The organism is Gelidibacter pelagius, assembly GCF_017581925.1.
GTDB lineage: Bacteria > Bacteroidota > Bacteroidia > Flavobacteriales > Flavobacteriaceae > Gelidibacter > Gelidibacter pelagius.
Genome location: NZ_JAGEVG010000005.1, coordinates 27,030 through 52,697, shown reverse-complemented (window position 1 = coordinate 52,697; position 25,668 = coordinate 27,030). Strand labels below are relative to the sequence as shown.

General features: G+C 36.7%; 26 protein-coding genes and 1 other RNA gene. 11 read left to right on the top strand and 16 right to left on the bottom strand.

Annotation, left to right across the window (positions count from 1 at the left end):
- Positions 1-38: 38 nt before the first annotated feature.
- The 4 genes from J4051_RS05610 to J4051_RS05595 form a co-directional block, all read right to left on the bottom strand.
- Positions 39-851 carry an amidohydrolase family protein gene (locus J4051_RS05610; protein WP_208232880.1) on the bottom strand — a complete coding sequence of 271 codons (813 nt, stop codon included), beginning with the start codon at positions 849-851 and terminating at the stop codon, positions 39-41.
- A 244-nt stretch (positions 852-1,095) separates the two neighbouring features.
- Complete coding sequence (locus J4051_RS05605) at positions 1,096-1,524, bottom strand: DUF4268 domain-containing protein (protein WP_208232879.1); 429 nt, start codon at positions 1,522-1,524, stop codon at positions 1,096-1,098.
- Between the two features lie 59 nt (positions 1,525-1,583).
- Positions 1,584-2,258, bottom strand: coding sequence for a ZIP family metal transporter (locus J4051_RS05600; protein ID WP_208232878.1), 675 nt, complete (start codon positions 2,256-2,258; stop codon positions 1,584-1,586).
- Positions 2,255-2,986 carry a class I SAM-dependent methyltransferase gene (locus J4051_RS05595; RefSeq protein ID WP_208232877.1) on the bottom strand — a complete coding sequence of 244 codons (732 nt, stop codon included), beginning with the start codon at positions 2,984-2,986 and terminating at the stop codon, positions 2,255-2,257. Before J4051_RS05595 ends, J4051_RS05600 begins: the two co-directional genes overlap by 4 nt.
- Before the next feature lie 57 nt (positions 2,987-3,043).
- Here J4051_RS05595 and J4051_RS05590 point away from each other — a divergent pair, with 57 nt between their 5' ends.
- Positions 3,044-4,204 (top strand): THUMP domain-containing class I SAM-dependent RNA methyltransferase, encoded by a 1,161-nt coding sequence (locus tag J4051_RS05590; RefSeq protein ID WP_208232876.1) that lies wholly within the window; start codon positions 3,044-3,046, stop codon positions 4,202-4,204.
- Between the two features lie 135 nt (positions 4,205-4,339).
- Here the strand turns inward: J4051_RS05590 and J4051_RS05585 are convergent, their stop codons facing one another.
- The 5 genes from J4051_RS05585 to rlmD all read right to left on the bottom strand — a co-directional run bounded on the left by J4051_RS05585 (position 4,340) and on the right by rlmD (position 9,213).
- A complete protein-coding gene (locus J4051_RS05585) occupies positions 4,340-5,833 on the bottom strand; it encodes a carboxypeptidase-like regulatory domain-containing protein (RefSeq protein ID WP_208232875.1) in 1,494 nt (497 codons plus the stop codon).
- 51 nt (positions 5,834-5,884) lie between these two features.
- Complete coding sequence (locus J4051_RS05580) at positions 5,885-6,409, bottom strand: DinB family protein (protein WP_208232874.1); 525 nt, start codon at positions 6,407-6,409, stop codon at positions 5,885-5,887.
- 76 nt (positions 6,410-6,485) lie between these two features.
- Positions 6,486-7,223 (bottom strand): DUF6048 family protein, encoded by a 738-nt coding sequence (locus J4051_RS05575; protein WP_208232873.1) that lies wholly within the window; start codon positions 7,221-7,223, stop codon positions 6,486-6,488.
- Positions 7,195-7,731, bottom strand: a complete 537-nt coding sequence (locus J4051_RS05570) for a DUF6452 family protein (RefSeq protein WP_208232872.1) — start codon at positions 7,729-7,731, stop codon at positions 7,195-7,197. The genes J4051_RS05575 and J4051_RS05570 overlap by 29 nt, the downstream gene beginning before the upstream one ends.
- A gap of 72 nt (positions 7,732-7,803) precedes the next feature.
- Positions 7,804-9,213, bottom strand: coding sequence for a 23S rRNA (uracil(1939)-C(5))-methyltransferase RlmD (gene rlmD, locus J4051_RS05565; protein WP_208232871.1), 1,410 nt, complete (start codon positions 9,211-9,213; stop codon positions 7,804-7,806).
- A gap of 610 nt (positions 9,214-9,823) precedes the next feature.
- On the opposite strand from rlmD, the gene rocD reads away from it, so the two are divergent.
- Together rocD and J4051_RS05555 are read left to right on the top strand one after the other, a co-directional pair.
- Entirely contained in the window at positions 9,824-11,074 is a 1,251-nt protein-coding gene (rocD, locus tag J4051_RS05560) for an ornithine--oxo-acid transaminase (RefSeq protein ID WP_208232870.1), read from the top strand.
- 2 nt (positions 11,075-11,076) lie between these two features.
- The gene (locus J4051_RS05555) at positions 11,077-11,523 is read left to right on the top strand and encodes a DUF5362 family protein (protein WP_208232869.1); all 447 of its coding nucleotides are present in this window, start codon (positions 11,077-11,079) and stop codon (positions 11,521-11,523) included.
- Positions 11,524-11,595: 72 nt separating this feature from the next.
- Here the strand turns inward: J4051_RS05555 and J4051_RS05550 are convergent, their stop codons facing one another.
- Complete coding sequence (locus tag J4051_RS05550; protein WP_208232868.1) at positions 11,596-11,931, bottom strand: CCC motif membrane protein; 336 nt, start codon at positions 11,929-11,931, stop codon at positions 11,596-11,598.
- An 11-nt stretch (positions 11,932-11,942) separates the two neighbouring features.
- Entirely contained in the window at positions 11,943-12,242 is a 300-nt protein-coding gene (locus J4051_RS05545) for a DUF2752 domain-containing protein (protein ID WP_236027259.1), read from the bottom strand.
- 123 nt (positions 12,243-12,365) lie between these two features.
- Between J4051_RS05545 and J4051_RS05540 the strand changes: the two genes are divergently transcribed.
- Complete coding sequence (locus J4051_RS05540) at positions 12,366-12,560, top strand: hypothetical protein (protein WP_208233007.1); 195 nt, start codon at positions 12,366-12,368, stop codon at positions 12,558-12,560.
- A gap of 5 nt (positions 12,561-12,565) precedes the next feature.
- Positions 12,566-13,120, top strand: coding sequence for a Smr/MutS family protein (locus tag J4051_RS05535; protein ID WP_208232867.1), 555 nt, complete (start codon positions 12,566-12,568; stop codon positions 13,118-13,120).
- A gap of 66 nt (positions 13,121-13,186) precedes the next feature.
- Here J4051_RS05535 and J4051_RS05530 read toward each other — a convergent pair whose 3' ends face one another.
- Complete coding sequence (locus J4051_RS05530; RefSeq protein WP_208232866.1) at positions 13,187-14,107, bottom strand: hypothetical protein; 921 nt, start codon at positions 14,105-14,107, stop codon at positions 13,187-13,189.
- Between the two features lie 104 nt (positions 14,108-14,211).
- Between J4051_RS05530 and J4051_RS05525 the strand changes: the two genes are divergently transcribed.
- Together J4051_RS05525 and J4051_RS05520 are read left to right on the top strand one after the other, a co-directional pair.
- Positions 14,212-15,357, top strand: coding sequence for a cysteine desulfurase family protein (locus tag J4051_RS05525; protein ID WP_208232865.1), 1,146 nt, complete (start codon positions 14,212-14,214; stop codon positions 15,355-15,357).
- The gene (locus J4051_RS05520) at positions 15,347-15,973 is read left to right on the top strand and encodes a CHAP domain-containing protein (RefSeq protein ID WP_236027255.1); all 627 of its coding nucleotides are present in this window, start codon (positions 15,347-15,349) and stop codon (positions 15,971-15,973) included. Before J4051_RS05525 ends, J4051_RS05520 begins: the two co-directional genes overlap by 11 nt.
- A gap of 137 nt (positions 15,974-16,110) precedes the next feature.
- On the opposite strand, the gene J4051_RS05515 is transcribed toward J4051_RS05520, so the two are convergent.
- Positions 16,111-18,573 carry a TonB-dependent receptor gene (locus J4051_RS05515; protein ID WP_208232864.1) on the bottom strand — a complete coding sequence of 821 codons (2,463 nt, stop codon included), beginning with the start codon at positions 18,571-18,573 and terminating at the stop codon, positions 16,111-16,113.
- Positions 18,574-18,585: 12 nt separating this feature from the next.
- Positions 18,586-20,274 carry a M23 family metallopeptidase gene (locus J4051_RS05510; protein ID WP_208232863.1) on the bottom strand — a complete coding sequence of 563 codons (1,689 nt, stop codon included), beginning with the start codon at positions 20,272-20,274 and terminating at the stop codon, positions 18,586-18,588.
- A 276-nt stretch (positions 20,275-20,550) separates the two neighbouring features.
- Here J4051_RS05510 and J4051_RS05505 point away from each other — a divergent pair, with 276 nt between their 5' ends.
- The 4 genes from J4051_RS05505 (at position 20,551) to rny (ending at position 23,024) form a co-directional block, all read left to right on the top strand.
- A complete protein-coding gene (locus tag J4051_RS05505) occupies positions 20,551-20,841 on the top strand; it encodes a hypothetical protein (protein ID WP_208232862.1) in 291 nt (96 codons plus the stop codon).
- A gap of 17 nt (positions 20,842-20,858) precedes the next feature.
- Positions 20,859-21,152, top strand: coding sequence for a cell division protein ZapA (locus J4051_RS05500; RefSeq protein WP_208232861.1), 294 nt, complete (start codon positions 20,859-20,861; stop codon positions 21,150-21,152).
- Positions 21,153-21,204: 52 nt separating this feature from the next.
- A non-coding RNA gene (ssrS, locus tag J4051_RS05495) (6S RNA) lies at positions 21,205-21,312 on the top strand.
- 134 nt (positions 21,313-21,446) lie between these two features.
- Positions 21,447-23,024 (top strand): ribonuclease Y, encoded by a 1,578-nt coding sequence (gene rny, locus J4051_RS05490; protein WP_208232860.1) that lies wholly within the window; start codon positions 21,447-21,449, stop codon positions 23,022-23,024.
- 40 nt (positions 23,025-23,064) lie between these two features.
- On the opposite strand, the gene J4051_RS05485 is transcribed toward rny, so the two are convergent.
- On the bottom strand, positions 23,065-24,207 hold the full coding sequence (locus J4051_RS05485) for a sensor histidine kinase (protein ID WP_208232859.1): 1,143 nt from the start codon (positions 24,205-24,207) through the stop codon (positions 23,065-23,067).
- A 366-nt stretch (positions 24,208-24,573) separates the two neighbouring features.
- Entirely contained in the window at positions 24,574-25,485 is a 912-nt protein-coding gene (gene xerA / locus J4051_RS05480) for a site-specific tyrosine recombinase/integron integrase (protein WP_208232858.1), read from the bottom strand.
- Positions 25,486-25,668: the final 183 nt, after the last annotated feature.

The following is a 25,668-nucleotide window of genomic DNA, read 5'->3' as shown; positions in this document are numbered from 1 at the left end:
ATAATTTCATTTAAAGCTATCACATTATTCCGAATATATCAACCCAATTTGCTCACATCAATCTTAAACAATTCTGCTGCATTCTTCCACATAATCAATTCTTTTTTATCCTCATCCAATTCTAATTGGTCCATAAATCGGAGATAGGATTTCATATTGCTAATGGGCCAATCAGTGCCATAAAGTAAATATTTAGGATCGCCGGCATAGATGATCATTTCTTCGATTTCCTTTTTCATATAGCGCTCGAATTTATCTGAGAAATCGCCTAAAGTCAATCCAGAAATATCGGCATGCACGTTTTTGTTTTTATAAACAATCTCCATACAATCCTTTATCCATGGGCTTCCAACATGGCAAATCACAATTTTCAAATCGGGATAATCTACCGCCAAATCATCAATATGGATAGGGTGGGAGTATTTTATTTTTCCATTTGGAGCATAAGTATCACCGGAATGGAACATTACCGGAACATCAAACTCGATGGCCATATCGTACATGACCTTAAATCTGATATCATTTGGGTAAAACGGTTCATAACCTGGGTAGAACTTCAGGCCTTTAATGAGACCGGCGTCGAGAAACTCGCTTAGTTCGCGTAAATCTTTATAGTCGTAATTCAAATAGCTCACTCCGGCTACAACACCAAGATTGTTCCTGTCGCTAATGGCCTCAACTACCTTTTTGGTGCTTGGCCTGTGCTCATTTACTTTGTAAGACGACAATACTAATGAATAATCTACCTTATTCTCTTCCATGGTATCTGTCAACTTATTGAGGCAATCTTCTAAAGAAACAACGCGATCTTCATGGTAATTATTAATATGGGTATGGACGTCTATAATCATAGTGTTTTTTTTTTGTTTTTTAATGATGGTTAACAATATCGAGAAATTATGGGAGGTGGGCAAGTTTAGTGTTCATTCCGCAGTTGTTTGTTGTCTGATGTCTGTTGTCTGTATGCAGTATTCAGTCGCATTTTTATGAGACATTTTGTTGGTGTCGGATTTTGCTCTTTCATTGTTATCCGTCAAGATCATACATCGTTCTACATTATCAAATTATATTTCATTACTCATTAATGCCTGCCAATTATGAATCTATAAAATCTCTATACTCCTCAAAAAACGTTTCAAACAAGGTCATTTTTTCAACAAAAAACTCCATAACATCTCTCCAACTATTTTTATTGTGGATGGATACTTTTTGATTTAAGTTCACGTAGATTCTGGAGATTTCTTTCCCGTTTTCCAAGTAGTATTCTTCTTCAAAAATCGCTTCTGGTAGAAACTCATCCGTTAAAATGGTTTTCAGTGATTGTAGTTTTTCCCAAAAGTTGATCCGGTTTTCCAAATCATCTTCAAGATCTAATACAACTAATGCCGATTTGGTATCAAAATGGAATTTAAAGGCAAATCCTTTCAATTTAGTGTCATAAAGAATCCATTTTCGAGGGAATGACTTTCCGAAACTGATCCAAAACTCTTCTCTTAATTTTCTTGATTCTTCTTTGCTAAACATATTCTTCAGTCATCAGTCATCAGTCTTCAGTCATCAGTCTTCAGTCATCAGTCTTTTCTTTAAATTAAATAAGCCACCAAAATCCCCAGTGCAATAAGTATCAGTTTTGTAAGATTAAATCTGTGGTTTTCATTACTTTCAAATAGGATGACGGTTGAGATATGAAAAAAGATGCCAATAACAATCGCATTTATGAAAAAGAGATAATCTCCCACAAATGGTACGGTGTTGGAAACAAGAGTACCCATTGGCGTCATAATTGCAAAAATGACAAGAAATCCGACGATTTGTTTGGTTGTAAATTTCGACTCTACCAAATAGGTGGTGATCAATGCCGCAATAGGGATTTTATGGATGAGCACGCCGTAGACCATGTCATTATGTTGATGGATGGGAAAACCTTCCAGAAAACTATGGATACATAAACTAATGAAGAGCACCCAAGGGAATCCTGTTTCGTGTTTGTGGACATGTACGTGACCATGCTCTGCGCCTTTAGAGAAGAATTCAAGTAGAATTTGCAACAGAATGCCCAGCATAATGAACAATCCCGTTTGCTTGGCATCTAAATGTTGATAAACCTCAGGTAATAAATCAAAAAGCGTCAATGCCAATAAAAATGCACCACTGAAAGACAATAGAAACTTGGTGTAATTGGACTTTTTATGTTTGAAAATCAAAACCAATAAAACACCAATAATAACCGCTAAAAAAGGTAAAAAATATTGCTTCATTTGAAGATCATAATTAACCGTTCGGAAGTGCTTTTATGGAATTTCCGCAATTTATAATCGCCAAAAACATCGAGTAAGTAAACGCCAGCTTGTTCAAAAAGCTCCTCAAAATCAGATAATGTCTTTGCTTTAACACGTTCTTGATAGTTGTAGTCTATCCCCTCATCTGTGAAACTGATATCTTTGATAATATGGCCACCCTCAACATATCTTTTCTGATGGAAATCAATTCCGGCAATAGTTTTGACGTCTTCAGGCACTAAATTCTCAATCACAAAATCTGCGTTCATAAAGTCAATGACCCCAAAACCAAATTCATTTAGATCTTCTTTAATGGCTTTTATTGTATTCAGGTTGTCTACTGATTTTTCGAAATAGCCAAAACTGGTGAAAAGGTTAAATACGGCATCAAACTTCTCATTATAGGGTTCGCACATATCATGCACCTCAAAATGGAGGGTTTCGTTTTCATATCTTTTGGCATAGGCAATGCTATTTTCTGAAAGATCAACTCCGGTAACATCATAACCCAAAGAATTGAGATAGATGGAATGACGTCCTTTTCCGCAAGCAAGATCGAGTATTTTTCCCTGTTCTGGCAAATTTAAATATTGCGTCAGGTTATCCATAAATTGATGGGCTTCTGCGTGATCTCTATCGGCGTAAAGAATATGGTAATAAGGGGTATCAAACCATGAGGCATACCACTCTGTTGTGTCTTTTGTCATTATAAATTCGTCTGACTGCAAAAATACTTTATTTTTGCAATCTATATCATGAGAATAATGGATAATAATTTTAATATGGTTGCCAAAACCTTATTTGGTTTTGAAGACTTACTTGCCAAGGAGTTGACCCAATTGGGAGCGCAAGATGTGAAGACAGGCGTACGAAATGTGAGTTTTGTTGGAGATAAAGGTTTTTTGTACAAAGCGAACTTGGCCTTGCGGACTGCGATTAAAATTCTTAAACCTATCCATAGCTTTAGGGTTAACAATGAAAAGGATTTGTACGATCAAGTCTATAAAATGGATTGGGAACAGTATCTCAAACCAACAGGTACGATGGCTGTTGATGCCACCGTGCATTCGCATTTGTTCACCCATTCTCTTTATATAGCACAAAAAACGAAGGATGCCGTAGTGGATAAGTTTAGAGATACTGTTGGAGAACGTCCAAATGTAGATTTGAAATTTCCTGATTTAAAAATCAACGTCCATATTGATAGAAATATGTGTGATATTTCTTTGGATTCTTCGGGTGATTCCTTGCATAAACGAGGGTATAAAACAGCGACGAACATTGCGCCTATCAATGAAGTATTGGCTGCTGGACTGATTATGTTGTCTGGTTGGGATGGACAAACCAATTTCATGGATCCCATGTGTGGTAGTGGTACCATTTTGGCCGAAGCAGCAATGATTGCTTGCAACATTCCTCCAAATTTAATGCGAAAAGAGTTTGCGTTTGAGCGTTGGCAGGATTGGGATGTGGATCTGTTTGAAAAAATTGAGGAGTCTCTTCTGAGTAAAACCAGGGATTTCCATCATCGGATTATCGGTTATGACAAATCGCCAAGTGCGGTTGATAAAGCTAAAGAAAACATCAAGAATGCGCAGTTGGAAGATTTTGTTGAAGTAAGGCATGAAGATTTCTTCAAAACCCAAAAAGCAGGGGACGAGAAGTTGCACATGGTGTTCAATCCGCCGTATGGTGAACGTTTGGATATAGAAATGGAATCATTTTATAAAAGTATTGGGGATACCCTAAAACAAAATTATCCTGGTACAGATGCATGGTTTATAACCTCAAATCTGGAGGCATTGAAACATGTGGGCTTAAGACCTTCTCGAAAAATCCATTTGGTCAATGCGAAATTGGAAGCTAGATTGGTGAAATATGAAATCTATGAAGGCAGTAAAAAAGGGAAACACATGAACAACTAAAAGCTTGATTAGTTGTCTTTGGTGTTATGTGTCACGTTTGATTCAATACGCTTTAATTTCTATATAGGATTTTAAACTCATTTAATAGTCCTTTGAAAATATTGGGAATCTAAAGGAATAGAGCGTTATGGAATTTTAATTTTTTGCCTTAAACTTCTTCAATTCCTCCAAAGGTTCCATAATGCTGTATGCTTTCCAAAGCGAAGGATCGTACTCTTTCAAATCAACATATTCTACTTTCTTTGCTTCTGTAATCGCATTGAATGAAGTGTTGTCAAAAGGTTTATAATTAAGGCTCATGAGTTCTTGTTTTTCAACGATCGTTCCTTCTATAGTAACATCAAATGCGACTTTGTTTTTGATGCTGCTGCTATTTTCAATAAATTTAAATGGTCGGTGGGCATAAACATATTGTCCCGATTCGTGATTGATGTAATAGGGATAATAATTATTGCTCTCAGGGTTCTTTTTGTAGATGACGGTTCCTTGATTGACCTTTTCAATATATTTGACACCCAATAGCAATTTTAAATTCAATTTTTTACCAATTTTTCCTTCTGCATACCTATAATTCAATTTTAAAATGGCATAGTCTTCGTCAGCAATGAAAAGGGTTCCTTGAAATTTCGCTTTGTTTTTTCTTGGTTTGAAATCGATGATATAAACCAATTGATCATCCATAGTGGTGACGTTGGTCAAGTGATAATCATAAATGTTAGTATCCAAAACAAAATCCAAGAGTGATTCGTTATCATAAAGATGCTCCTTGATACTATTGATGTTGTTAGATTTAATGGTCTCCAAGCTGTTGTCGCTTGAGGTGTTTTCGGCTTCCTTATTTTTTTTGAATGATAATGAATCCTCAACTTTAAACCAACCGGATTTCACTCTGTATGTTTTGGTAGTATCTAAATGCTGCAGCACGATGTCGCTGACTTTCGATTGAATGGTTTCAAGAGTCAAACTATTTTTAAGATCTTCTAATTTTGTGGCCTTTTTAACCTCTATTTTGCCCTTGTAATCGGATTTTAGATATAAATCAAAAAGTACATCAGTGAATATTTGGGTAGGCGGATTGGCTACTATGCGCTGTGTAAGTTCGTCAAATTGTTTATTTGAACCTTCCAATTGTTTTTTACTGAAACCAGAAGATTTCTCAATATTTACTTTAAGATTATTTGCTTTAAAATAAGTGGTTTGTCTTGTGAAAAGGGTGTGTTGCATGTCAGAAAAACGGTAATTTGAATCTAAATTTTTAGTGACTCTTACCATGATATTATCAGCACTAATCACTTTATTGCTTAAGTACACCGTGTTTAATTGATTGACTGCTTCAGTGAGTTTGATGAGATGATTTTGTGTTTTTAAGCTTTTAAGGGATAGGCGCTGCGTTTCATAACCCATAAATGAAACTGATAAGATAGACTCTGGATTTAAACCATCAGAAAGAATGTTGAAAAACCCTTCCATATTAGAAACCACGCCGTTGTTTTCGTTATATTGAACGGTAGCAAACGCAATAGGTTCATTGGTTTTGGAATCCACAATCTGCCCTTTCATTTGTTGGGAAAACAATGGGTTTACATAAAGTAAAAGTATCGTGGAAAAGAAAAAGAATTGAAGCCTCATGATCTATGGTTTTAGAGTATGACGCATAAAGCTCGTGTTTGTAACAGCAAATCAATAATTTTCTTTAAGTTGCTTCGTATGATGTTCCACATGATAAGCAGTCCACATTAAAACTTCCCTAATTTGCATTTTTCCCATTAAAGGGTGTGGAAGTACCAAGGTGTCTAAGTTTTTGTCAGATATTCTTCTGATCTTATATTGTAATTTCTTGCTTTCTACTTGAAGGCGATTCAAAATATAGGTTTTATCCTTCAGTTTTGGAATCTTCATGTTTTTGGAAGCCTTAAAGATGTAGTCCTTATTTTCTTTTAAAGTTTCCTGATAATTCTTAACAATGGTATCATAATCATGTAAGTCGCGCGTGTTTTTTCCAAAGGCATATTTGAAAAAAAACCGGGGCATGCTCAAAATATCATTCAAAGGTTTGATGCTTTGGAGTAGATGTAGTGCTTGCTGACCAGTAGTCCATTTGCCTTCAGGTCCTTGTGTCCATTTTTCGTTATCTTGAATTTGCAGCCAGTCAATTAGAGTGAGGTATTTTTCTTCTAATAAATCGGCAATCTCATCTTTGTGCATACACTGGTATTAGTATGCAAAAGTTAAGTAAATTATTTTAAAGAATGAATGCGAAAGTGGAAGTATTTGTGTAGAATTAGTCCTCTGTGGCTATTTTTTTGTTTTTCTTAAAGATAGGAATTAAATACGATACATTGTAGCCAAATCCGAAGCCAAATCGACCACTATCAAAAGTTCTATTAAAGCCAGGAATAAATAAATTTTCAAAATTTGTAGGTTGATCTTCCGTCACCAAACCTTTTAGCTGAGCATTGATGCCAATGAACAAATTGGTGACAATTTCGGCTTTGATACCTATGACCAATTCTGCCCAAATAGCTGACAACCCTTTATATTCTTGTAAATCTGTTGAAGTAAACGGAGGGTCATAATATTGATCTGTCGTATAAATGGTGTAGCTGTTTAGATTTTGACTGAATGCGCTGACGCCAACGCGCAATCCGGTGTAAATCAGGTTTTCCATATCGAGCCAGTTTTTATAGAGGTTGTAGTCTATTCCGGCTTTAAAATAACTGCCTTTTGCTGTGACATCTAAATAATCATTTTTGATGGTATGCTCTTCAGTTCCCAATTCTCCCGCCAAATATAATTTTTGGGTAAGGCGGTAATCACCTGAAATTTCAAAACCTGTATAATCATCATCTATAAAAGAGCGGGTCAATTTTCCAATGTCACCGCCTAAGCGCAAGCCATATTTTTGTTTGACAATAATGGTGTCATTAACACTTTTTTCTTCAACTTCTTGAGCAAATGATGTTATCGGCAACACCATCAAGATAATCAGACTAATGATAGATATTGATATGCGCTGCATTTTCATTGTTTATGGTGTCTTTAATAACTTCGATGTTTATAATCCAGTTGGTTGAGTCTGTTTCACGCCTAGCACTAATGTCATTAAAAACACTTTTATAGCCGCAGGCTCGGGATACATAAATAAGTTCGGGAGTGTATTTTATTTCGATAATATCAGCGTTTGAAACTGTACTTGCAATAGAATCGGTGGCATAATCTTGATCTCTTGTCAACACAAACCGCGAGGTGTTTAAAATGTCCAAGGCATCTACTCTTAAAGGTAAAATAATGGAATCTGTGGTTTTATCATTGACAATAAACTTTGGATTGCCTTCTGCAGTAACATTCATGCGCCTTACGGTTTTTGTCTCTGTTATAGCATCGATATTATAAAAACGAATGATCAAGTGTGGCGTTGTAGCTGTAGTAGCGGCACAGATATCATCACGTTCACAACTCCATAAGCTCAGGATTATGAGAAGAGAAATTAGAGTTTTACTGTTTTGAAGGGCTTTTATTAGTTTCAAGTTCAGTTTGTTTCAGGTTTTAGGTTTCTGTTGTTTCTTGTTTAAATGACGTATTGAAAATCAACAATCGTCTTATCTTTTTTCCAAAAGTACAACATTTTCGACATGATGTGTTTGTGGAAACATATCAACCGGCTGCACTTTTGTGACTTTATACATTGCATCCATCAATTCTAAATCTCTGGCTTGCGTAGCGCTGTTGCAGCTCACGTATACCACTTTCTCAGGAGCGATATTAAGGATTTGTTGTACCACATCTTTATGCATTCCGTCACGTGGCGGGTCGGTAATGATCACATCCGGATGTCCATGTTGGTTGATGAAATCGACATTGAACACATTTTTCATATCGCCTACATAAAACTCAACGTTGTCGATGCCATTTAATTGTGCATTTTGCTTCGCAGCGGTTATGGCATCGGGAACTGATTCTACTCCAATCACTTTTTTGGCGTTCTTGGCCACAAATTGAGCAATCGTTCCAGTTCCTGTATATAAATCGTAAACGAGCTCATCACCTTTTAAATCGGCAAAGTCGCGTGTTATTTTATACAGCTCATAAGCTTGATCTGAATTGGTTTGATAAAAGGATTTGGCATTGATTTTAAATTTCAGGCCTTCCATTTCCTCAAAAATATGATCTTCTCCTTTGTAACAAATCACTTCCTGATCATATATGGTGTCATTCGCTTTTCCGTTAATAACGTATTGTAATGAGGTGATTTCTGGGAATTTATCACCTATATAATTCAATAGCAATTCGCGATTTTCCTTATCTTCCTTGAAAAACTGAAAAAGCACCATAATATCGCCAGTGGATGATGTCCGAAGCATTAATGTTCTCAAAAATCCAGTTTGATTCCGGGTATTAAAAAACTCAAGTCCGTTTTTGACTGCAAAGTCCTTGACCGAATTTCTAATCGCATTGGACGGATCTGCCTGAAGCCAGCATTTTTCAATGTCAAGAATTTTATCCCACATTCCGGGGATATGAAAACCAAGTGCATTTTTATCGCCGACATCTTCGTTGGAACGAATTTCGTCTAAGGTTAACCAGCGGCTGTCACTGAATGAAAATTCCATCTTATTTCTATAGAAATATTCCTTTGCAGAGCCCAAAATGGGAGTGACAGGAGGTAATTCTAAATGACCTATACGTTTAAGGTTGTTCTCAACTTCCTTTTGTTTATAAAACAATTGGTGCTCATAGCCCATGTCTTGCCACTTGCATCCACCACAAACACCAAAATGCTGGCATTTTGGCTCGGTGCGTTTATCAGAATACTCGTGGAATTTTATAGCATTTCCTTCATAAAAAGATTTACGTTTTTTAAAGGTTTCTACGTCCACAACATCACCCGGCACGACGTTTTGCATAAAAATAACGGCGCCGTCTGGCGATTTTGCTACTGATTTGCCTTTGGCGCCTGCGTCAACTACAACAACATTCTCAAAGATTTGTTTTCTATTTCTTCTTCCCATGTCGCAAAAATAGTGAAACCAATTGCGATTTACGAATTACAAATCGCCATTTTATTAGTGAAACCCAAAATTTAAAAGCGAAGCGCATTGAATTTTGATGGTTGAACTAATCCCGCATTCCTGCGGGATCCAAACCCAAAATTTAAAAGCGAAGCGCATTGAATTTTGATGGTTGAACTAATCCCGCATTCCTGCGGGATCTGAAACCTAAAGATTAAAAGCCCAGCCTAATAAATTTTGACCGATTAAATAACTTGTTTCTTTTGTTGTATCTAAACCTTATGCCTTTTATTATCAGAGGTTGATGATGTAGTCTCAGGCATGTTCTTAGGTCTAAATAAAAGTAAATACACATCTAAAATTAAAATGTAAAATCGACATAAAAACTTTTAAGAGGTTTAAATATTTGCTAATTTGCGAGTCCTAAGGGATGATTTCTCTCTCACGCTGCTTTTTCGTCCTGATAGCTATCGGGATTTCGAAAGAATAAAGGTACAGTAGGAATGGTTATTTTACTCGCCAAGCGAGTTTTAATTATTAATGTTTGCATCTAAACTATATGATGTCAAACCGTGTCTATTGAAGACATGAAACTGTAAAATTTTATAAAATGACTGTTTTAGACCAATTAACTTCGCAACAAGCGATAGATTTAGAAAACAAGTATGGTGCACATAATTACCATCCGCTTCCAGTAGTATTGAGTAGAGGAGAAGGTGTGCATGTTTGGGATGTTGAAGGAAAACAATATTATGATTTTCTTTCTGCTTATTCTGCTGTCAACCAAGGCCATTGCCATCCAAAAATTGTGGATGCCATGGTGACTCAAGCACAAACCCTAACTTTAACCTCACGGGCATTTTACAATGACGTCTTGGGGAAATTTGAAGCTTATGCTACAAGATATTTTGGGTATGACAAAGTGTTGCCCATGAATACGGGTGCAGAAGCTGTAGAAACAGCGCTTAAGATTTGCAGAAAATGGGCTTATGAAGTTAAGGGTATTGCGGACCACCAAGCGGAGATTATTGTCTGTAGAAATAATTTTCACGGAAGGACCACGACCATTATTTCATTTTCGAATGATCCCATTGCACGTAAAAACTTTGGACCATTTACAGAAGGCTTTATAAAAATTGAGTATGATAATTTGCAAGAATTGGAACATACCTTAGAGAATAATCCAAATGTTGCAGGATTTTTGGTGGAGCCTATTCAGGGTGAAGCTGGTGTTTATGTACCAAGTGAAGGCTATTTAGAAAAAGCGAAAGCATTGTGCGAAAAGTTCAACGTCTTGTTTATGGCAGATGAAGTTCAAACAGGGATTGGCCGAACCGGAAAGCTTTTGGCGGTAGATCATGAAAATGTGAAACCTGACATTTTGATTCTTGGTAAAGCTTTGAGCGGAGGCGCCTATCCAGTAAGCGCCGTGTTGGCAGCTGATTCAATAATGGAGGTCATCCAACCCGGAAACCATGGTAGTACATTTGGCGGAAACCCTGTTGCTGCAGCTGTAGCTATTGCCGCTTTGGAAGTTGTTAAAGAAGAAAACCTAGCTGAAAATGCTGAAAAATTAGGTCGGATCTTTAGAAGTGAATTGGATTCTTACATCCAAAAAAGCGCTATTGCCAAATTGGTGAGAGGGAAAGGATTGCTCAACGCCATTGTAATCAATGACAGTGAGGAGGGTGATACCGCATGGAACATTTGTCTGGCACTGAGAGACAACGGACTCTTGGCAAAACCAACCCACGGGAATATCATTCGTTTTGCTCCACCTTTAGTGATCAACGAGCAGCAACTTTTAGAATGTGTGGGTATTATTATAAAAACATTGAAACAATTTGAACCAAACTCATAATTATGGAAGAAAAATCGGCTTTTGAAACTTTTGAGTTGAATCTTCCACCAGCTATCTTGGGATTTTTAAAGGAAACGTCAACGTGGACCTATTTTTTATCCATTTTAGGATTTATAGGGATTGGATTGATGATTCTTGGCGGACTGTTTTTTAGTCTTATGATGAATATGATGCCAGGAGGAAATCCGTATGCAGGCTTAGGTGTAGACATGTCTTATTTCGGGCTTATCTATGTTGTCATAGCTTTGTTTTACTTTTTTCCAGTGCTCTATCTTTTCAATTTTTCACGGAAAATGAAAGGTGCTTTAAGATCTAATAATAATGATGAATTGACCGCGGCATTTTCAAACTTGAAATCGCATTATAAATTTGTTGGAATATTTACCATCGTTATTATGAGCTTGTATGTTTTGATTTTGGTATTTGCCATGATTGCAGGAACACTATAGAAGCCTGAGTATTTGAATAAAAAAAAGCGACTAAATTAATTTTTAGCCGCTTTTTTTAATTCAAGGGAACCATTATTCTACGTAACCGTCATTGAGGCCTTTCATGAACTCGTCCTGGATGTTTTGAATACCTTCCATACCTACGGTTGAGAACAACCAGATGGCATAAATTAAATAAATACCATTTAAAACGATACCAATAATAGCAAGAATTTTTCCTGTTTTTACATTTTGAAATCCGGTGTAGATTTCTGGGTTTGCAGCATAAAGTGCGGTCGCTTTATTGGCAAGTACCAAGGCGATAATGCCAAGAGGCAAACCAATGATACCATAGCAACAGCACGTGACTATGGATATAATTCCGAAAACTAAAATGAGTGTTGCATTAGGTAATTGTTGTTTTTCCATGTGGTTGGTTTTTAGTGGATGATTTTAATAAAATAGCTTATAACTACAATGCCTACATTCAAAAAGATCAAGACCATTTTAATGGTATAATCATATTTGAATTTGATAAACAGGTTAAATATAAGAAAAAGTGTTAATAAAAAAAGTGTGTATATGGCGGGATACATTTTAAAAGCCATTAAAAAATCACCTTTAAAGACTAGAATAGTCGCGCGCTGAATGCCACATCCCAAACAGTCGATCCCAAAAAGTTGCTTGTTGAGACATGGCAACATAAAATCTTCTGCTTTGATAAGATTAAAAAAAGTCATAGGCAAATGTATAAAAAGAAAGGAATTATCAAATAAAATTTTTGAGCCTAGATTTGCGGCTAACCAATACGATTTTGATTCTAAATGATTAATTTCGTAGTTCCTTGTATAAACAATCAACTTATGAGTATTTCAAGAGTAATTAACCTGTTATTAATAATTATTGGCGGATTTATTGCCATTTACGCCAAAGCCGGAATGGATCAAAATCAATATCTGTTAATTGGAGGCATAGTGGTTCTGATGATTGGTGTGTATCGCATTTCACGAAATATTCCGAGTAAGAATGATGAAGAAACACCTTCTGATAACGACTAATAGCTATGAGTTTAAAAATAGGAGATAAAGTGACTGTATTGGATGAAGCCATTTCCGGAATGGTTTCAAAAATTGAAGGAAAGACGGTTTTTATTGAAACTAATGATGGGTTTCTTTTAGACTTTCAAGAGAATGAATTGCTAAAAATGGACGGGAAGGACTCTTTGAGATCCCGTATTTTCTCTGATCATTCCTTTAGTGATGTACTTTCAGAAAAAGAGCAGAATACTAAGCGAAAATCTGTAAAAGTAAAACCCAAAGACCGGAACCAACCTGCAATGGAAGTCGACTTGCATATTCATAAATTAACGGAGAATCAGCGCAACTTATCCAATTATGATATGTTGAACCTTCAGTTGGATACCGCTCGAAGCCAGTTGGAATTCGCGATTAGCAAACGCATTCAAAAAATTGTATTTATCCATGGCGTTGGTGAAGGGGTATTAAAAATGGAATTGGAAACACTTTTTTCACGCTACGATAATGTCAAACATTATGACGCCGACTTTAAAAAGTATGGCATCGGCGCGACTGAAGTCTATATTTTCCAGAATGCGTAAAACCCTATGCGTAATTAATAACTGATAGGGTAATGACGAAACAGGTATAATTGAAAACCTAAGGATTTACTGTTCAATTTCAGTTTCTATCATAATAGAATAAGTGTACGTACCAAAATCAATTTCAGTCAAACTGATCACATCTAAATTAACATTGTTGATATAAAATTTGACAGTGATTGTACGTTTGTAAACGTTTTTATTGATCTGTGGATCGTCATACTTATCTATGGCGTCTTTATTAAGGTATCTTGGAACACTGGGAGTTTGAGAAGTTTCATCACGGTCATTCATCGGATTGCCATCTCCATTCTCGTCTTCCAAACGGGTTAAAACACCATCGCCGTCATCGTCATCATCTAAATAATCAGGAATTCCATCGCCATCCGTATCCTGTGCTTTTGATAGTCCATCAGCCTCGGTGTAGTTATGTTTTTCGTTCTTGGTCAAGACATTGTCATTATCGTCATCTTGATCTAAATAATCCGGTATGCCATCGCCGTCAGAGTCAGTTGGATTTGTGGATGGATCATTATCGCCATCTAAATTGGCGTCTTCAATATGTGCAGGGATACCGTCATCATCATCATCTACAAACGTAGTTATGGTAGTTACCGTACCAGACGTGGCGGCATAATCATTGATGATTTTGGTAATAGGATCAGGTAATAAATTACACAGGAGATCTTCTGGATTTCCGTCATAGGTACGATAATTGAACTTTGAATTCGTACCGTTAATGGGGAAAGTGGCTCTGTAATTATTTTCTTTAGGATTGAAAATGAGTTCCGTTGCAGTGTTTCTTGGAAATATCAAGCTCAAGGATTCCGAAGGATCGTTTTTTGTGTCGTATAAAAAGTAATTCCCCGGACTTAAATCACATATCGATAAGGTTCTGTCAAAATCCAATTCCACGTCAATGACGTCACCATCGTTACAGGCAGTGACCAACAAACATAAACTTAAGAAGTAAATTATTTTCTGCATTTCAATCAATTTGCAAGCAAAAATACGCCATTTGTGAATTTATAACGTCTCATCTTCATAATAATTTTATTTGGAGTATTTTTGTGATTCGAAAGGATTTTATCATGAAACAGGTTTATTTTGACAATGCAGCAACCACTCCCATTCGCGATGCTGTTATTGAGCGTATGACAGAGGTCATGCGGTCGCAATATGGCAACGCATCATCCACACATAGTATGGGGCGTTCCGCAAAATCCTTGTTGGAAAGGTCTAGAAAAACCATAGCTTCATTTTTCAATGTCAGTGCTTCAGAAATTGTGTTTACCGCTGGAGGTACGGAGGCTGATAATTTGGTTCTGCATAGTGCCGTTAGAGATTTGGGTATTACTGAAATTATCACTAGCAAATTGGAGCATCATGCCGTCTTACATACCGTAGAGCATCTTCAAAAGAAATTTGATATCACCGTTTCCTACGTCAACTTGCTTGAAAATGGTATGATCGATTTAAATGATCTTGAACGCCTTCTAAAATCATCAAACAAAAAACTAGTCAGTTTGATGCACATCAACAATGAAATTGGGAATAAATTGGATCTCAAAAAGGTGGCAGAGCTTTGTAAAGCCAACGACAGCTTATTTCATAGTGATACCGTACAATCCGTTGGGCACTATGAATTGGATCTGCAAGCCATTCCCATCGACTTTTTAGCCGCAAGTGGCCATAAGTTCCACGGCCCCAAAGGAATTGGTTTTGCTTTTATCCGAAAAGGTTCAGGTATCAAGGCATCAATTTTTGGAGGTGAGCAGGAGCGTGGCTATCGTGCTGGTACAGAATCCGTCCATAATATTGTTGGGATGGAGGAGGCTTTGAAATTGAGTTATGCCAATTTAGAAAAAGAGCAGTCAAAGATTTTAGAATTAAAAACCTATTTCATTGACCGATTAAAAAGCCTTTCTATAAACATGGCGTTTAATGGCAATTGTGAAAATCTGGAGGAGAGTACCTATACCTTGATTAATGTCTGCCTACCCGTTGCGCCTGAAAAAGGAGGGATGCTCCATTTTCAACTGGATTTAAAAGGTATTGCCTGCTCTAAAGGTTCTGCTTGTCAAAGTGGGAGCAATCAAAATTCGCACGTACTTTCTGAGATTTTAAATACTGAAAACCTAATGAGACCTTCCGTAAGATTTTCGTTTTCGTATTTTAATACGAAGGAGGAAGTAGATTATGTTATTGATACCTTAAAAGAATTTGTTGAAAATTAGCGGTTTTATTCTCGTCCTTTTGTTGTTGGTGTCCTGTAAAAAAGAGTACAGCAATTCCCAGTCGGCTATGTCTGGTTCACAAACTCAAGAAATACCAAAACCTAAAAAGTTTAAAGTAAAAAAAGTAGGAGATACCTTAGATGTTTTTAATGATGTTTACGTGCTTTATAATAAAAACATTGGCAACGTATCTGGCCGGAACTTAGCTAAAGATGGTTATAATCTGGGCTTAAAATGGCAATGTGTGGAATTTGTCAAACGCTATTATCACGACCATTTAAATCATAAGATGCCCAATAGCTACGGTCATGCGAAAGATTTTTTCAATCCCGCATTGAAGGATAACCAAAAAAATAAGGATAGAAATTTAGTGCAGTTCACCAACGGTAGCTTATTGAAACCCGAGGTTAACGATCTGATTATATTTGACGGTACTATTTTTAACCAATATGGACATGTGGCCATCATTTCAAAAGTGAACAAAAACTCGATTGAGGTGGTGCAACAAAACGTAGGGAAAGATTCGAGAGAAGAATTTAAACTTCAATATAAAAACGACAAATGGACTATTGGGGATTCTAATGTTTTGGGTTGGTTGCGAAAAACGGATCGTTAGTTAGAACGCAGATGACACCGATTGTACCATATATTCACTCATTTTATTTTGAATTCAATTTGGGTGCGGTCTAAAAAATATAGGTTTTAACAGTTCTGCGCCTCTGCGAGATATTCAAATCGAGAGAAAAAGAAACCTTAAAACCTCATAGATACCCGCACATTAAAAACCCTCGGACTCAAATAATTTGGAATCGCATATTGGCGTTTGCTATACACATCTCTGACCCAAGTATTGGTGATTGAGTTTTGAACATCAAACATATTAAAGACCTCCACGCCAATAGTCAACTCTTTAAACACATTTTTCCATTTGGCATTATAAGTTTTGTTGCCGTCCACAATCACATAAGAAAAGCCGACATCCGCCCGCTTATAATCACGCAATCTATTTTGATACTCATAAGGATCCGCATAACTTGGAGAACCTCCGGGAACACCTGTATTATAAACCAGATTCAAGTACACTTTTAACTCAGGAATGTTGGGTACATAATCTTGAAACAACACTCCGAATTTTAAACGTTGGTCGGTCGGTCTCGCAATATACCCTTGATTTTCAATATTCTCTTCAGTTTTTAAATAGCCAAAACTGAACCATGATTCGGTGCCTGGAACAAATTCGCCATTCAATCTCAAATCCACACCGTAAGCATAAGCCTTGGCATTATTGGTAGCGCGATATCTAATTCTTACATTCTCCAAAGTGTACGGATTGACATCGGTCATGTTTTTATAATAGGCTTCAGAAACCAGCTTGAAAGGTCGGTCCCACATTTTAAAACTGTATTCATTGCCCAGAACGATATGTATTGATTTTTGGGCCTTTACATCTGGTCTCACGACACCAGAAGAATCTCTAAGTTCTCTGTAGAAAGGAGGTTGGTAATACACGCCACCGGCAATTCTGAAAAGCATGTCCTTATTCCAATCTGGTTTGATGGCAAACTGTGCACGAGGACTAAACACGGTTTGGGTTTTACTTTCAATGCCAGTGCCATTTACCGTCCAATTATGGGCTCTGACTCCAAGATTATAAAACACTTCATGATTGCCCAATTCTGAACGCTTGCTCCATTGTGCGTAAGCTTGAAATCGATCAATTTGAACATAATTGGTAGCTCTAATGTTTTGAAAAGCTACTAAAGGGCCTTGGTAAGGTTGATAAGGTTGGTCATTGAAGACATCTAATTTTGGTGGATTAATAGAAAATCCTGCCGAATCAATCACTTCCCACTCCACCAAGCGGTCCCGGATATCTTCATGTGTATATTTCAGGGACCATTCAAAAGTGTTGTCATCCAACTGATAATCGCCTTTATGCTCAATGGTCGTAATGAGGGCATCCAAATCATTTCTGGCGTGGGTGAGTTGGGAACCAATCCCTTCGCTAAATTCAACTTCACCTAAGTTTTCATCACCAATATTACTGTTCACCTCACCCAAACGGTATTGCGCCAGAATATCGAAATATTCCTCTTCCGTAGTATGGTAAGTAGAAGCAATCAACTTTAAGGTCAAGTCTTCGCTGGCAAAATAATTAGCTTTAAAAGCTCCAAAATAGGTGTTGTAGGCATCTTTTTCCTGACCCTCATAATATACCAATAAGGCCATCGGATCCGCTAAAGTCCCGAAATTTGTCTGTCTGTTTTGTGGTTGAAAATTGTATTTGTTGCTTGAAATGTTTCCTAAAAAATTGACATGGAGCTTATCTGTAAACTTATAGGTCAAATAGGTCTGGACATCTGCAAATACAGGCGTTACGTTGCCTTCAGTCTCTAAGGAGTTCAACACCAAGCTATTGTCTCTATAGCGTAAACCGATAATCCCTGACAATTTGGAGTCTTTTGATACCGCTTCCGCAGAAAGGCTGCCACCTAATAAGGAGAGGTCTGCATTGATGCCAAATTTGATAGGGTTTCTGTAAATGATGTCCAAGACAGACGATAGCTTATCACCATACTTCGCTTGAAATCCGCCCGCTGAAAAATCGACGTTCTGTACCAAATCGGTATTGACAAAACTTAAGCCTTCTTGTTGGCCCGCTCGTACTAGGAAAGGTCTGTAGACCTCAATTTCATTGACATACACCAAGTTTTCATCAAAATTCCCTCCTCTCACTGAATATTGGGTACTTAATTCATTGGAAATATTGACGCCTGGCAAGGTTTTTAAAATATTTTCCACCCCTGGCTGTGCGCCTTTAATGGTACGGATCAGGGCTGGGGGAATTGTGGTCACACCTTCCACAGATTGTCGCTGATTGCCATGAATAACTACTGTTGCAATTTGCTCAACATTTAAATTCATCACAGGATTAAATTCTACGGTCTGTCCATTTTTAAGTTTGAATATTGCTACAACACGTTTATATGAAATGTGTGTAAATTCAACAGAAACATCGCTGTGTATTGGTATTTTTAGTTCGTAAAAACCGTTTTCATTGGAGGTCGTTCCAGTGTCGCCAGATTTAATGCTGACATTGGAAACGGGGAGGTTGGCATCATCCAAAATAATTCCTTTAATAGTCGCGGTTTGGGACCATCCTAAAAAAGGTAAAATCACAAAAATGAAGCGTAAAAGCTGAAAATATAGTTTCAAAGGGTTGGTGTTTTATTTTCTAAAAAATGTTGCTTCAAATGTAGAACTATTTCCAACATTATCAGTTACAATGAGTTTCAATTCGTTTTCAGTATCATTGATCACATTATCATTAAAATCAAAGGTCAAGGTGTTGGTTTTATATTCATACTCCATTAAAATCCATTTACCGTTGACGGTAGCCCTGTAATTGCTGATTCCTGAAAGATCATCTGTGATTTTGAATTTAAGATAGCGGTAATTGCTCAGCCATTTTTTGTCCTGAAAATTGACAGCAGAAATTTTTGGGCCTTGGGTATCCATGACCAGGGCATAAGTTCCTAAAGCATTCGAAGATGCTGTCAATATCTTATTTTCACCTCGTTTTGTATTGAGATAACTTGGGTATCTTCTGCTTCCTATAAGCTCTGCAATGTAGAGCTTGTCTATTTCTGAGTCTTTATAATTACTGACATCATATTGCAGGGTCACATTTTTTTGAAGAGGGATAATATCTTTATGGAGATAAATGGTGTCATTGCTTACCTTAAAATCAATAAATGCATCTTCATAAAAACTATTGGCAGGGATAAAAACATTGACATTTTTTTCGTTGAGATTGGTAGGCTGTTCTGCAAAAATATAAGTTTTGGCCTTGGTGTCAATGGGTACAGGTGGTTTTGAGGTCTTCTTTCCATTTATTGGAATCGTCACCCAAGATTCGTTGCCATGAAAATCGGTAATTCTAATTTTATAAACCGAAGCGGTACTGTCTGCGACTTTCACATAACCATCATTGTCAAGATCATTATAAAGACTCAATACATTTTCTTTTTCCACGAAAAGTTTTTGCACTCTCTTTCTTTTCGTTTTATAGAGTTCGTAATCAAGAAATCTATTGATATGTCGCGTCTCACTGAATGAAAATCGGTTGAAATCCATTTCAAACTTTTTATGGCCGTTAAAAAAGGTCTGCAACCCATTGATGCCATTTTGATTGACCGCCAAATCTTGTTGATCATAACTGATAACGCCAAATCCGATGGTGCCGTAAGCATTAATGCTTTCTACGTTATAATCTTTATTTCTATTGGGGATGAGACGTAATTCTACGCGTCCCCTTTTACCATTTATAAAGGAGTTGTCGTCTTTGGTGTAGGCATAAATACCCGAAACGAAAGGCGTTTTCTTGTCCTGCACTTCTAAACCGAAAAGTAAAGGATTAATGGTGCGTTCTTGTTGATCGCGGATTTCAAAATGTAAATGCGGTCCGCCAGAACTGCCTGTGTTCCCGGAATAGGCGATTATCTCATCGGCATTGACTTTCAATTCATCAACAGCAGGGAACATTTCAACTTCATAGGATTCCTGCTCGTACTGTTTCGCCTTTACATAGGCCTCAATAGTGGGTGCATAACTTGACAAGTGGCCATAAACACTCGTGTAACCGTTAGGATGGGTAATATAGATGACTTTTCCATAGCCGTAATGTGATACTTTTATACGACTTATATAACCTTCAGCAATTGTATAGATATTCAGACCTTCTCTTTGTTGGGTCTTTATATCCAATCCGGCATGAAAATGATTGGTACGTAATTCTGCGAAAGTACCGGAAGGAATTATGGGAATATCCAACGGGCTTCTGAAATAGTCAGTTGGGTAGTCCACTTGAGAAAAAGCAAAAGTGGTTAAAAAGAGGGAAACAAAAAGAAATTTCATAGCGATATTTGAAGGGCTAAAAATATTAAAAAGTACTTAAAGTGCCTAAAGATATGGGGACTTAAAGTTACAAGTTCTAAAAGCAGTTTAGATTATTAATTATACGGATATTGTGGCATTTGTTTTTGTGGTTTTCAATTTAATGAGTCCTATGAATTTGAAGTACTTAGGGCGCTTTATCTCACTTATAACTTATTTTTTTAAAATTTATGATAAAACAATTGTGATTTTTGTTTATGTATGTTAACTTTGTTTCATCAGTATTGAAATTCGTAAATGAGTAAAGTTGAAGATATTGTTGATTCTTTAGAGAATAAAATCAGCAAAGTTTTGCATAAACAAGAGGTTTTGAAACAAACCAATGCGAAGCTTTCCGAAGAATTGGTCGGTTATCAACAGAAAATTATTCAGCAGCAAGAAGAATTATCCTCTTGGATTGAAAAATATGAAGCTCTTAAAATTGCAAATTCGATGCTGGGCAGTGATGAAAACAAACGAGAGACAAAGCTCAAAATAAATACATTAATAAAAGATATAGATCATTGTATAGCACAATTATCTCAATAATGTAAGTATAGGATTTAATGTCAGAACAGCTAAAAATTAAGCTTTCCATAGCAAACAGAGTGTATCCATTGACAATTGCACCTGGACAGGAAGAAGGATTGCGAAAAGCCGCTAAGAAAATTGAATCTATGATCAGTCAATTTGAGCAAAATTATTCCGTTAGGGACAAACAAGATGTATTGGCCATGTGCGCCTTACAGTTTGCCTCCCAAGTGGAACAAAAAACGATAGATATAGACCATGTTAGTGAAGATGTCACCAATAGATTAACCGCTTTAAACGATCTTCTTCATTCACATTTAAGCTCTTAACGTTCTTTTAAATAAATAGGTTACTGCCTACATTAGTTATTTTTTTTGATAAACTCAACGTTAATTCTTTAAAAAGGGTGAGTTTAAGTTGTAAAATCGAGCTGCCTTTGAGCAGATTTTTGATCAGCTTGTTAGCCCTAAACTTGTTTTTAAGGGGTTTATACAAAATTCGAAACTGATGTAGGCTTTTTTTTTGGCTAAACGGCACCTCTTTTGGATGCGCTGTTTGGTTGAACTGATTCCGCTTAAAACGGGATATTTGAATTATTTCAAATTTTTTAAACTAAACTAAACATGGAAACGGATACAATTTTAATAATTGTGAGTTGCTCAGCATTAGGCATATTGCTGGGATATATTGTAGCAAAAGCACTTGAAAAGAACAATGCTTCAAAAATTATAAAAAATGCAAAAGAAGAATCAAGCGCTATTTTAAGACAGGCTAATGCCGAAGGAGAGTCCATCAAAAAAGATAAACTTCTACAAGCAAAGGAGAAATTTATTGAACTAAAATCAGAGCATGAGAAAATCATTCTTGCTCGTGATAAAAAATTGGCAGAGGCTGAAAAAAGAACACGGGATAAAGAATCTCAAGTGTCCAATGAGCTGTCTAAAAATAAGAAGCTAACCCAAGAAATAGAGGAGAAGGTCAAGGATTATGATTTCCGACTGGAGTTTTTGGAGAAAAAGAAAGAAGAAGTTGATAAAGCGCATAAGAGCCAAATCAGGCAACTTGAGGTTATTTCCGCCTTATCTGCAGAGGAAGCCAAATCTCAACTTATAGAATCCCTTAGAAATGAAGCCAAGTCTGATGCCATGGCTTATATTCAAGAAACTGTTGAAGAAGCCAAACTCACGGCACAACAGGAAGCTAAGAAAATTATTATCAACACCATCCAGCGGATTGGTACGGAAGAAGCCATTGACAATTGTGTTTCGGTATTTAATATCGAATCTGATGATGTTAAAGGGCGTATCATTGGACGTGAAGGACGAAACATTCGCGCCATCGAAGCCGCAACTGGCGTTGAAATTATTGTTGACGACACACCGGAAGCTATCATTTTATCCTGTTTTGATTCTGTAAGACGTGAAGTAGCGCGTTTGTCACTTCACAAGTTAGTTACCGATGGAAGAATCCATCCTGCTAAAATTGAAGAGGTAGTTCAGAAGACACAGAAACAAATAGAGCAGGAGATCATTGAGGTTGGAAAACGAACGGTCATCGATTTAGGAATTCATGGATTGCATCCGGAATTGATCAAATTGGTGGGGCGAATGAAGTACCGTTCTTCTTACGGTCAAAACTTATTACAGCATTCACGTGAGGTTGCGAAACTTTGTGGGGTAATGGCCGCGGAATTAGGATTAAATCCGAAAATTGCAAAACGTGCCGGATTACTCCATGATATTGGAAAAGTGCCTGATTCTGAATCTGATATAGAAACGCCTCACGCTATCTTAGGTATGCAATGGGCTGAGAAATACGGTGAAAAACCAGAAGTATGCAACGCTATTGGCGCGCATCACGATGAAATTGAAATGACCACCTTATTGGCGCCAATTATTCAAGTATGTGATGCCATCTCTGGAGCAAGACCAGGCGCAAGACGTCAGGTTTTGGATTCTTACATCCAACGTTTAAAAGATTTGGAAGATGTGGCGTTTGGGTTTAACGGTGTTAATAAAGCTTATGCTATTCAAGCAGGGCGTGAATTGAGGGTAATGGTAGAAAGCGATCGCGTTTCTGATGAGCAAGCGGCTAATCTGTCTTTTGAGATTTCACAAAAAATCCAAACAGATATGACTTATCCTGGACAGGTCAAAGTGACCGTTATCCGCGAAACTAGAGCCGTGAATATTGCGAAATAAATAAATAAATAAAATAACAGAAAAGAGCTTAGCTACCATGCTAAGCTCTTTTGTTTTTAGCGTGAATCGTAAAACAAGTACCTTTATCGACTTGACTATCTACGGTAATGCGACCTCCAAAACTTTCTATTTGATTTTTTATTAAATAGAGACCCACACCTTCAGAATCGCTATTTTGGTGAAAGGTTTTGTACAATCCGAAAATATGCTTTCCAAATTTATCCAAATCTATACCTATGCCGTTATCTGAAACAATGAGTTTAAATTCTTGATTGTCGTAAACACAGTCGATTGAGATAACTGGATCCCTGTCCGGATGCTTATATTTAATCGCATTGGATAGAAGGTTTTGAATTATACTTTCAAAATAGGAACTGTTATAATACAGAAATAATTTTGGGTTGATGTTGTTGTGTATTGTTGCGTTGTTCTCTGTTATGACAAAATCAAGAAGGGCGAGGGTGTTGTTGATTTCCTTTGCTATATATATTTTTCTGACTTCATGAGATTTATTGTTCTGCACATGGACCACATCGTTAAGATTGACAATTGTTTTTGTTAAAGAATGCGACAATGTCCTTAAGTGTTGTACAATTTCTGCTTTTTCTTTAAAGGAATCGGTCTCATCATAAAAATCCAATAAACTCTCAAAATTTGCGGTGTGCTGTTTGAGATTGTGAGTGACAATGTGGGCAAAGTTTTTAAGTTTATTGTTGTGTTCAGTAGCAATGTTCAAGGCGTCATTTACAGCTTCCTCATGTTGTTTCTGTGTGGTAATATCGGTATGGGTACCGATGATTTTTTTTGGGACATTGTTTGAATCCCATTCTACAATCTTGCCTCTATCACGTATCCATTTGTAAGAACCATCTTCACATCTTACGCGATGCTCATTTTCATACATGGGTTTTAGACCTTTTAAGTGATTTTGAAAGTCCTGCAGGTATTTCTCCTTGTCTTCAGGGTGGACTCTATTGTTCCATGCGTTGACGTCATTCCCAAAAAATGGATCTGACACGCCAAGGATTTTTTTAGAGCCTTCTGAAAAATAAACATGATTTAAGACCGCATCAAACTCCCACATACCTATACCGGAATATTCTAAAGCTATCTGCCATTTAAGGTCATCAACGAAGGTTGAGTTTAAGTTGTGTTTTGGTAATCCTGATCTAAGTGAAGTCATATCTTTAGATTTAGTTTAGAGCGTGCTATAATGTTAACCAACTATTGATTTGGGTAAATTTAGTTGACATTTTAAATGCTATTTTAAAACTATAATCAGGGGAATTCATTTAAAGTTAAGAAATTTTTTATAACTTTTAAAATAAAATTTTCCTGCGAATTAGTTTCAATAGACAAGATTAAGCTGATTTATTTTCAATAGTGGGTCTTGAAAAGCCAAGATTATTGATTTTCAAAACAATAGAGTATACGGACTTGTGGATGTGATGGAAAAGGATGTCGATTTTTGGGAACTAATTAGGGTAGATAAGTTATGACCTGAAACTCCCATCAATGATTCTTGCCTAAAAAAGCTACATGAAGCACACTAACGCCTTGGATGGAATTTGTTGAGCACCTCCTTTAAATGGGACCTATCAACATGCATATAGATTTCTGTAGTAGTAATGCTTTCATGTCCCAGCATCAGTTGAATAGCCCGAAGATCGGCACCGTTTTCCAACAAGTGCGTTGCAAAGGAATGTCTAAAAGTATGGGGTGAAATGGTTTTATTAAGATTTATTTTTTCAGCCAACCTTTTAATAATGGTAAAAATCATTGCTCTGGTCAACTGTTTGCCCTTATGGTTTAAAAATAGGGTATCCTTAAATTCTTTTTGAACCTTTATTTTTGAACGTACTTCGTCTTTATAAATCGTAATATACTTCTGCGTAGAAGTACCAATTGGGACAAAGCGTTGTTTGTCGCCCTTTCCGGTAACCTTTATAAACCCTTCGTCAAAGAAAAGATCTGAAATTTTAAGATTGGTCAATTCACTAACGCGCAAGCCACAGCTATAAAGCGTTTCCAAGATGGTCCGATCGCGTTCGCCAATTCTAACGCCGTTGTATTCTCTGGTGAGTTCAACGGCTCCAATCAGATTGTTAATATCATCTAAACTAAGCGTATCAGGCAATTTACGACCAATTTTAGGCGATTCAATATGGTCCAATGGATTAATTTTTCGATAATCCTCGAAGACCAAATAGCCAAAGAAACTTCGCAAACCTGAAATAATTCTGGCTTGAGATCTGGCATTGACATTTTTGGATATTTCAAATATAAATTGTTGTATGGCACTGTGGTCAATCTCAATAGGAGAAATGATCATGTCATGTCGCTCCAAAAAGCCAATGAGTTTTTTGATATCATAGGCATAATTGGCAATGGAATTTTGAGATAAACCACGTTCAATCTTCAAATACAGTTCATAATCCTTTAAAGCATCGTGCCACTTCATCAATAGTTTTTTTAAATATATAGTTATAGTTAAGGCATCATTAGTTTTATGATTCGCAGTACAATGATACTATATTACAAGTAAAAACGGGATAAAATAATAAAATGAAATCGGTCAGTTTTAGAGAATTTCACATCCTAATTATATTTTTAAATTCCTAAATCAGGGCTTTGCGATAAGAAT

Coding starts and splice junctions, on each gene's coding strand:
- J4051_RS05610 (WP_208232880.1), bottom strand. CDS start 851: ATGATTATAGACGTCCATACCCATATTAATAATTACCATGAAGATCGC.
- J4051_RS05605 (WP_208232879.1), bottom strand. CDS start 1,524: ATGTTTAGCAAAGAAGAATCAAGAAAATTAAGAGAAGAGTTTTGGATC.
- J4051_RS05600 (WP_208232878.1), bottom strand. CDS start 2,258: ATGAAGCAATATTTTTTACCTTTTTTAGCGGTTATTATTGGTGTTTTA.
- J4051_RS05595 (WP_208232877.1), bottom strand. CDS start 2,986: ATGACAAAAGACACAACAGAGTGGTATGCCTCATGGTTTGATACCCCT.
- J4051_RS05590 (WP_208232876.1), top strand. CDS start 3,044: ATGGATAATAATTTTAATATGGTTGCCAAAACCTTATTTGGTTTTGAA.
- J4051_RS05585 (WP_208232875.1), bottom strand. CDS start 5,833: ATGAGGCTTCAATTCTTTTTCTTTTCCACGATACTTTTACTTTATGTA.
- J4051_RS05580 (WP_208232874.1), bottom strand. CDS start 6,409: ATGCACAAAGATGAGATTGCCGATTTATTAGAAGAAAAATACCTCACT.
- J4051_RS05575 (WP_208232873.1), bottom strand. CDS start 7,223: ATGCAGCGCATATCAATATCTATCATTAGTCTGATTATCTTGATGGTG.
- rlmD (WP_208232871.1), bottom strand. CDS start 9,213: ATGGGAAGAAGAAATAGAAAACAAATCTTTGAGAATGTTGTTGTAGTT.
- rocD (WP_208232870.1), top strand. CDS start 9,824: ATGACTGTTTTAGACCAATTAACTTCGCAACAAGCGATAGATTTAGAA.
- J4051_RS05555 (WP_208232869.1), top strand. CDS start 11,077: ATGGAAGAAAAATCGGCTTTTGAAACTTTTGAGTTGAATCTTCCACCA.
- J4051_RS05550 (WP_208232868.1), bottom strand. CDS start 11,931: ATGGAAAAACAACAATTACCTAATGCAACACTCATTTTAGTTTTCGGA.
- J4051_RS05545 (WP_236027259.1), bottom strand. CDS start 12,242: ATGACTTTTTTTAATCTTATCAAAGCAGAAGATTTTATGTTGCCATGT.
- J4051_RS05540 (WP_208233007.1), top strand. CDS start 12,366: ATGAGTATTTCAAGAGTAATTAACCTGTTATTAATAATTATTGGCGGA.
- J4051_RS05535 (WP_208232867.1), top strand. CDS start 12,566: ATGAGTTTAAAAATAGGAGATAAAGTGACTGTATTGGATGAAGCCATT.
- J4051_RS05530 (WP_208232866.1), bottom strand. CDS start 14,107: ATGCAGAAAATAATTTACTTCTTAAGTTTATGTTTGTTGGTCACTGCC.
- J4051_RS05525 (WP_208232865.1), top strand. CDS start 14,212: ATGAAACAGGTTTATTTTGACAATGCAGCAACCACTCCCATTCGCGAT.
- J4051_RS05510 (WP_208232863.1), bottom strand. CDS start 20,274: ATGAAATTTCTTTTTGTTTCCCTCTTTTTAACCACTTTTGCTTTTTCT.
- J4051_RS05505 (WP_208232862.1), top strand. CDS start 20,551: ATGAGTAAAGTTGAAGATATTGTTGATTCTTTAGAGAATAAAATCAGC.
- J4051_RS05500 (WP_208232861.1), top strand. CDS start 20,859: ATGTCAGAACAGCTAAAAATTAAGCTTTCCATAGCAAACAGAGTGTAT.
- rny (WP_208232860.1), top strand. CDS start 21,447: ATGGAAACGGATACAATTTTAATAATTGTGAGTTGCTCAGCATTAGGC.
- J4051_RS05485 (WP_208232859.1), bottom strand. CDS start 24,207: ATGACTTCACTTAGATCAGGATTACCAAAACACAACTTAAACTCAACC.
- xerA (WP_208232858.1), bottom strand. CDS start 25,485: ATGAAGTGGCACGATGCTTTAAAGGATTATGAACTGTATTTGAAGATT.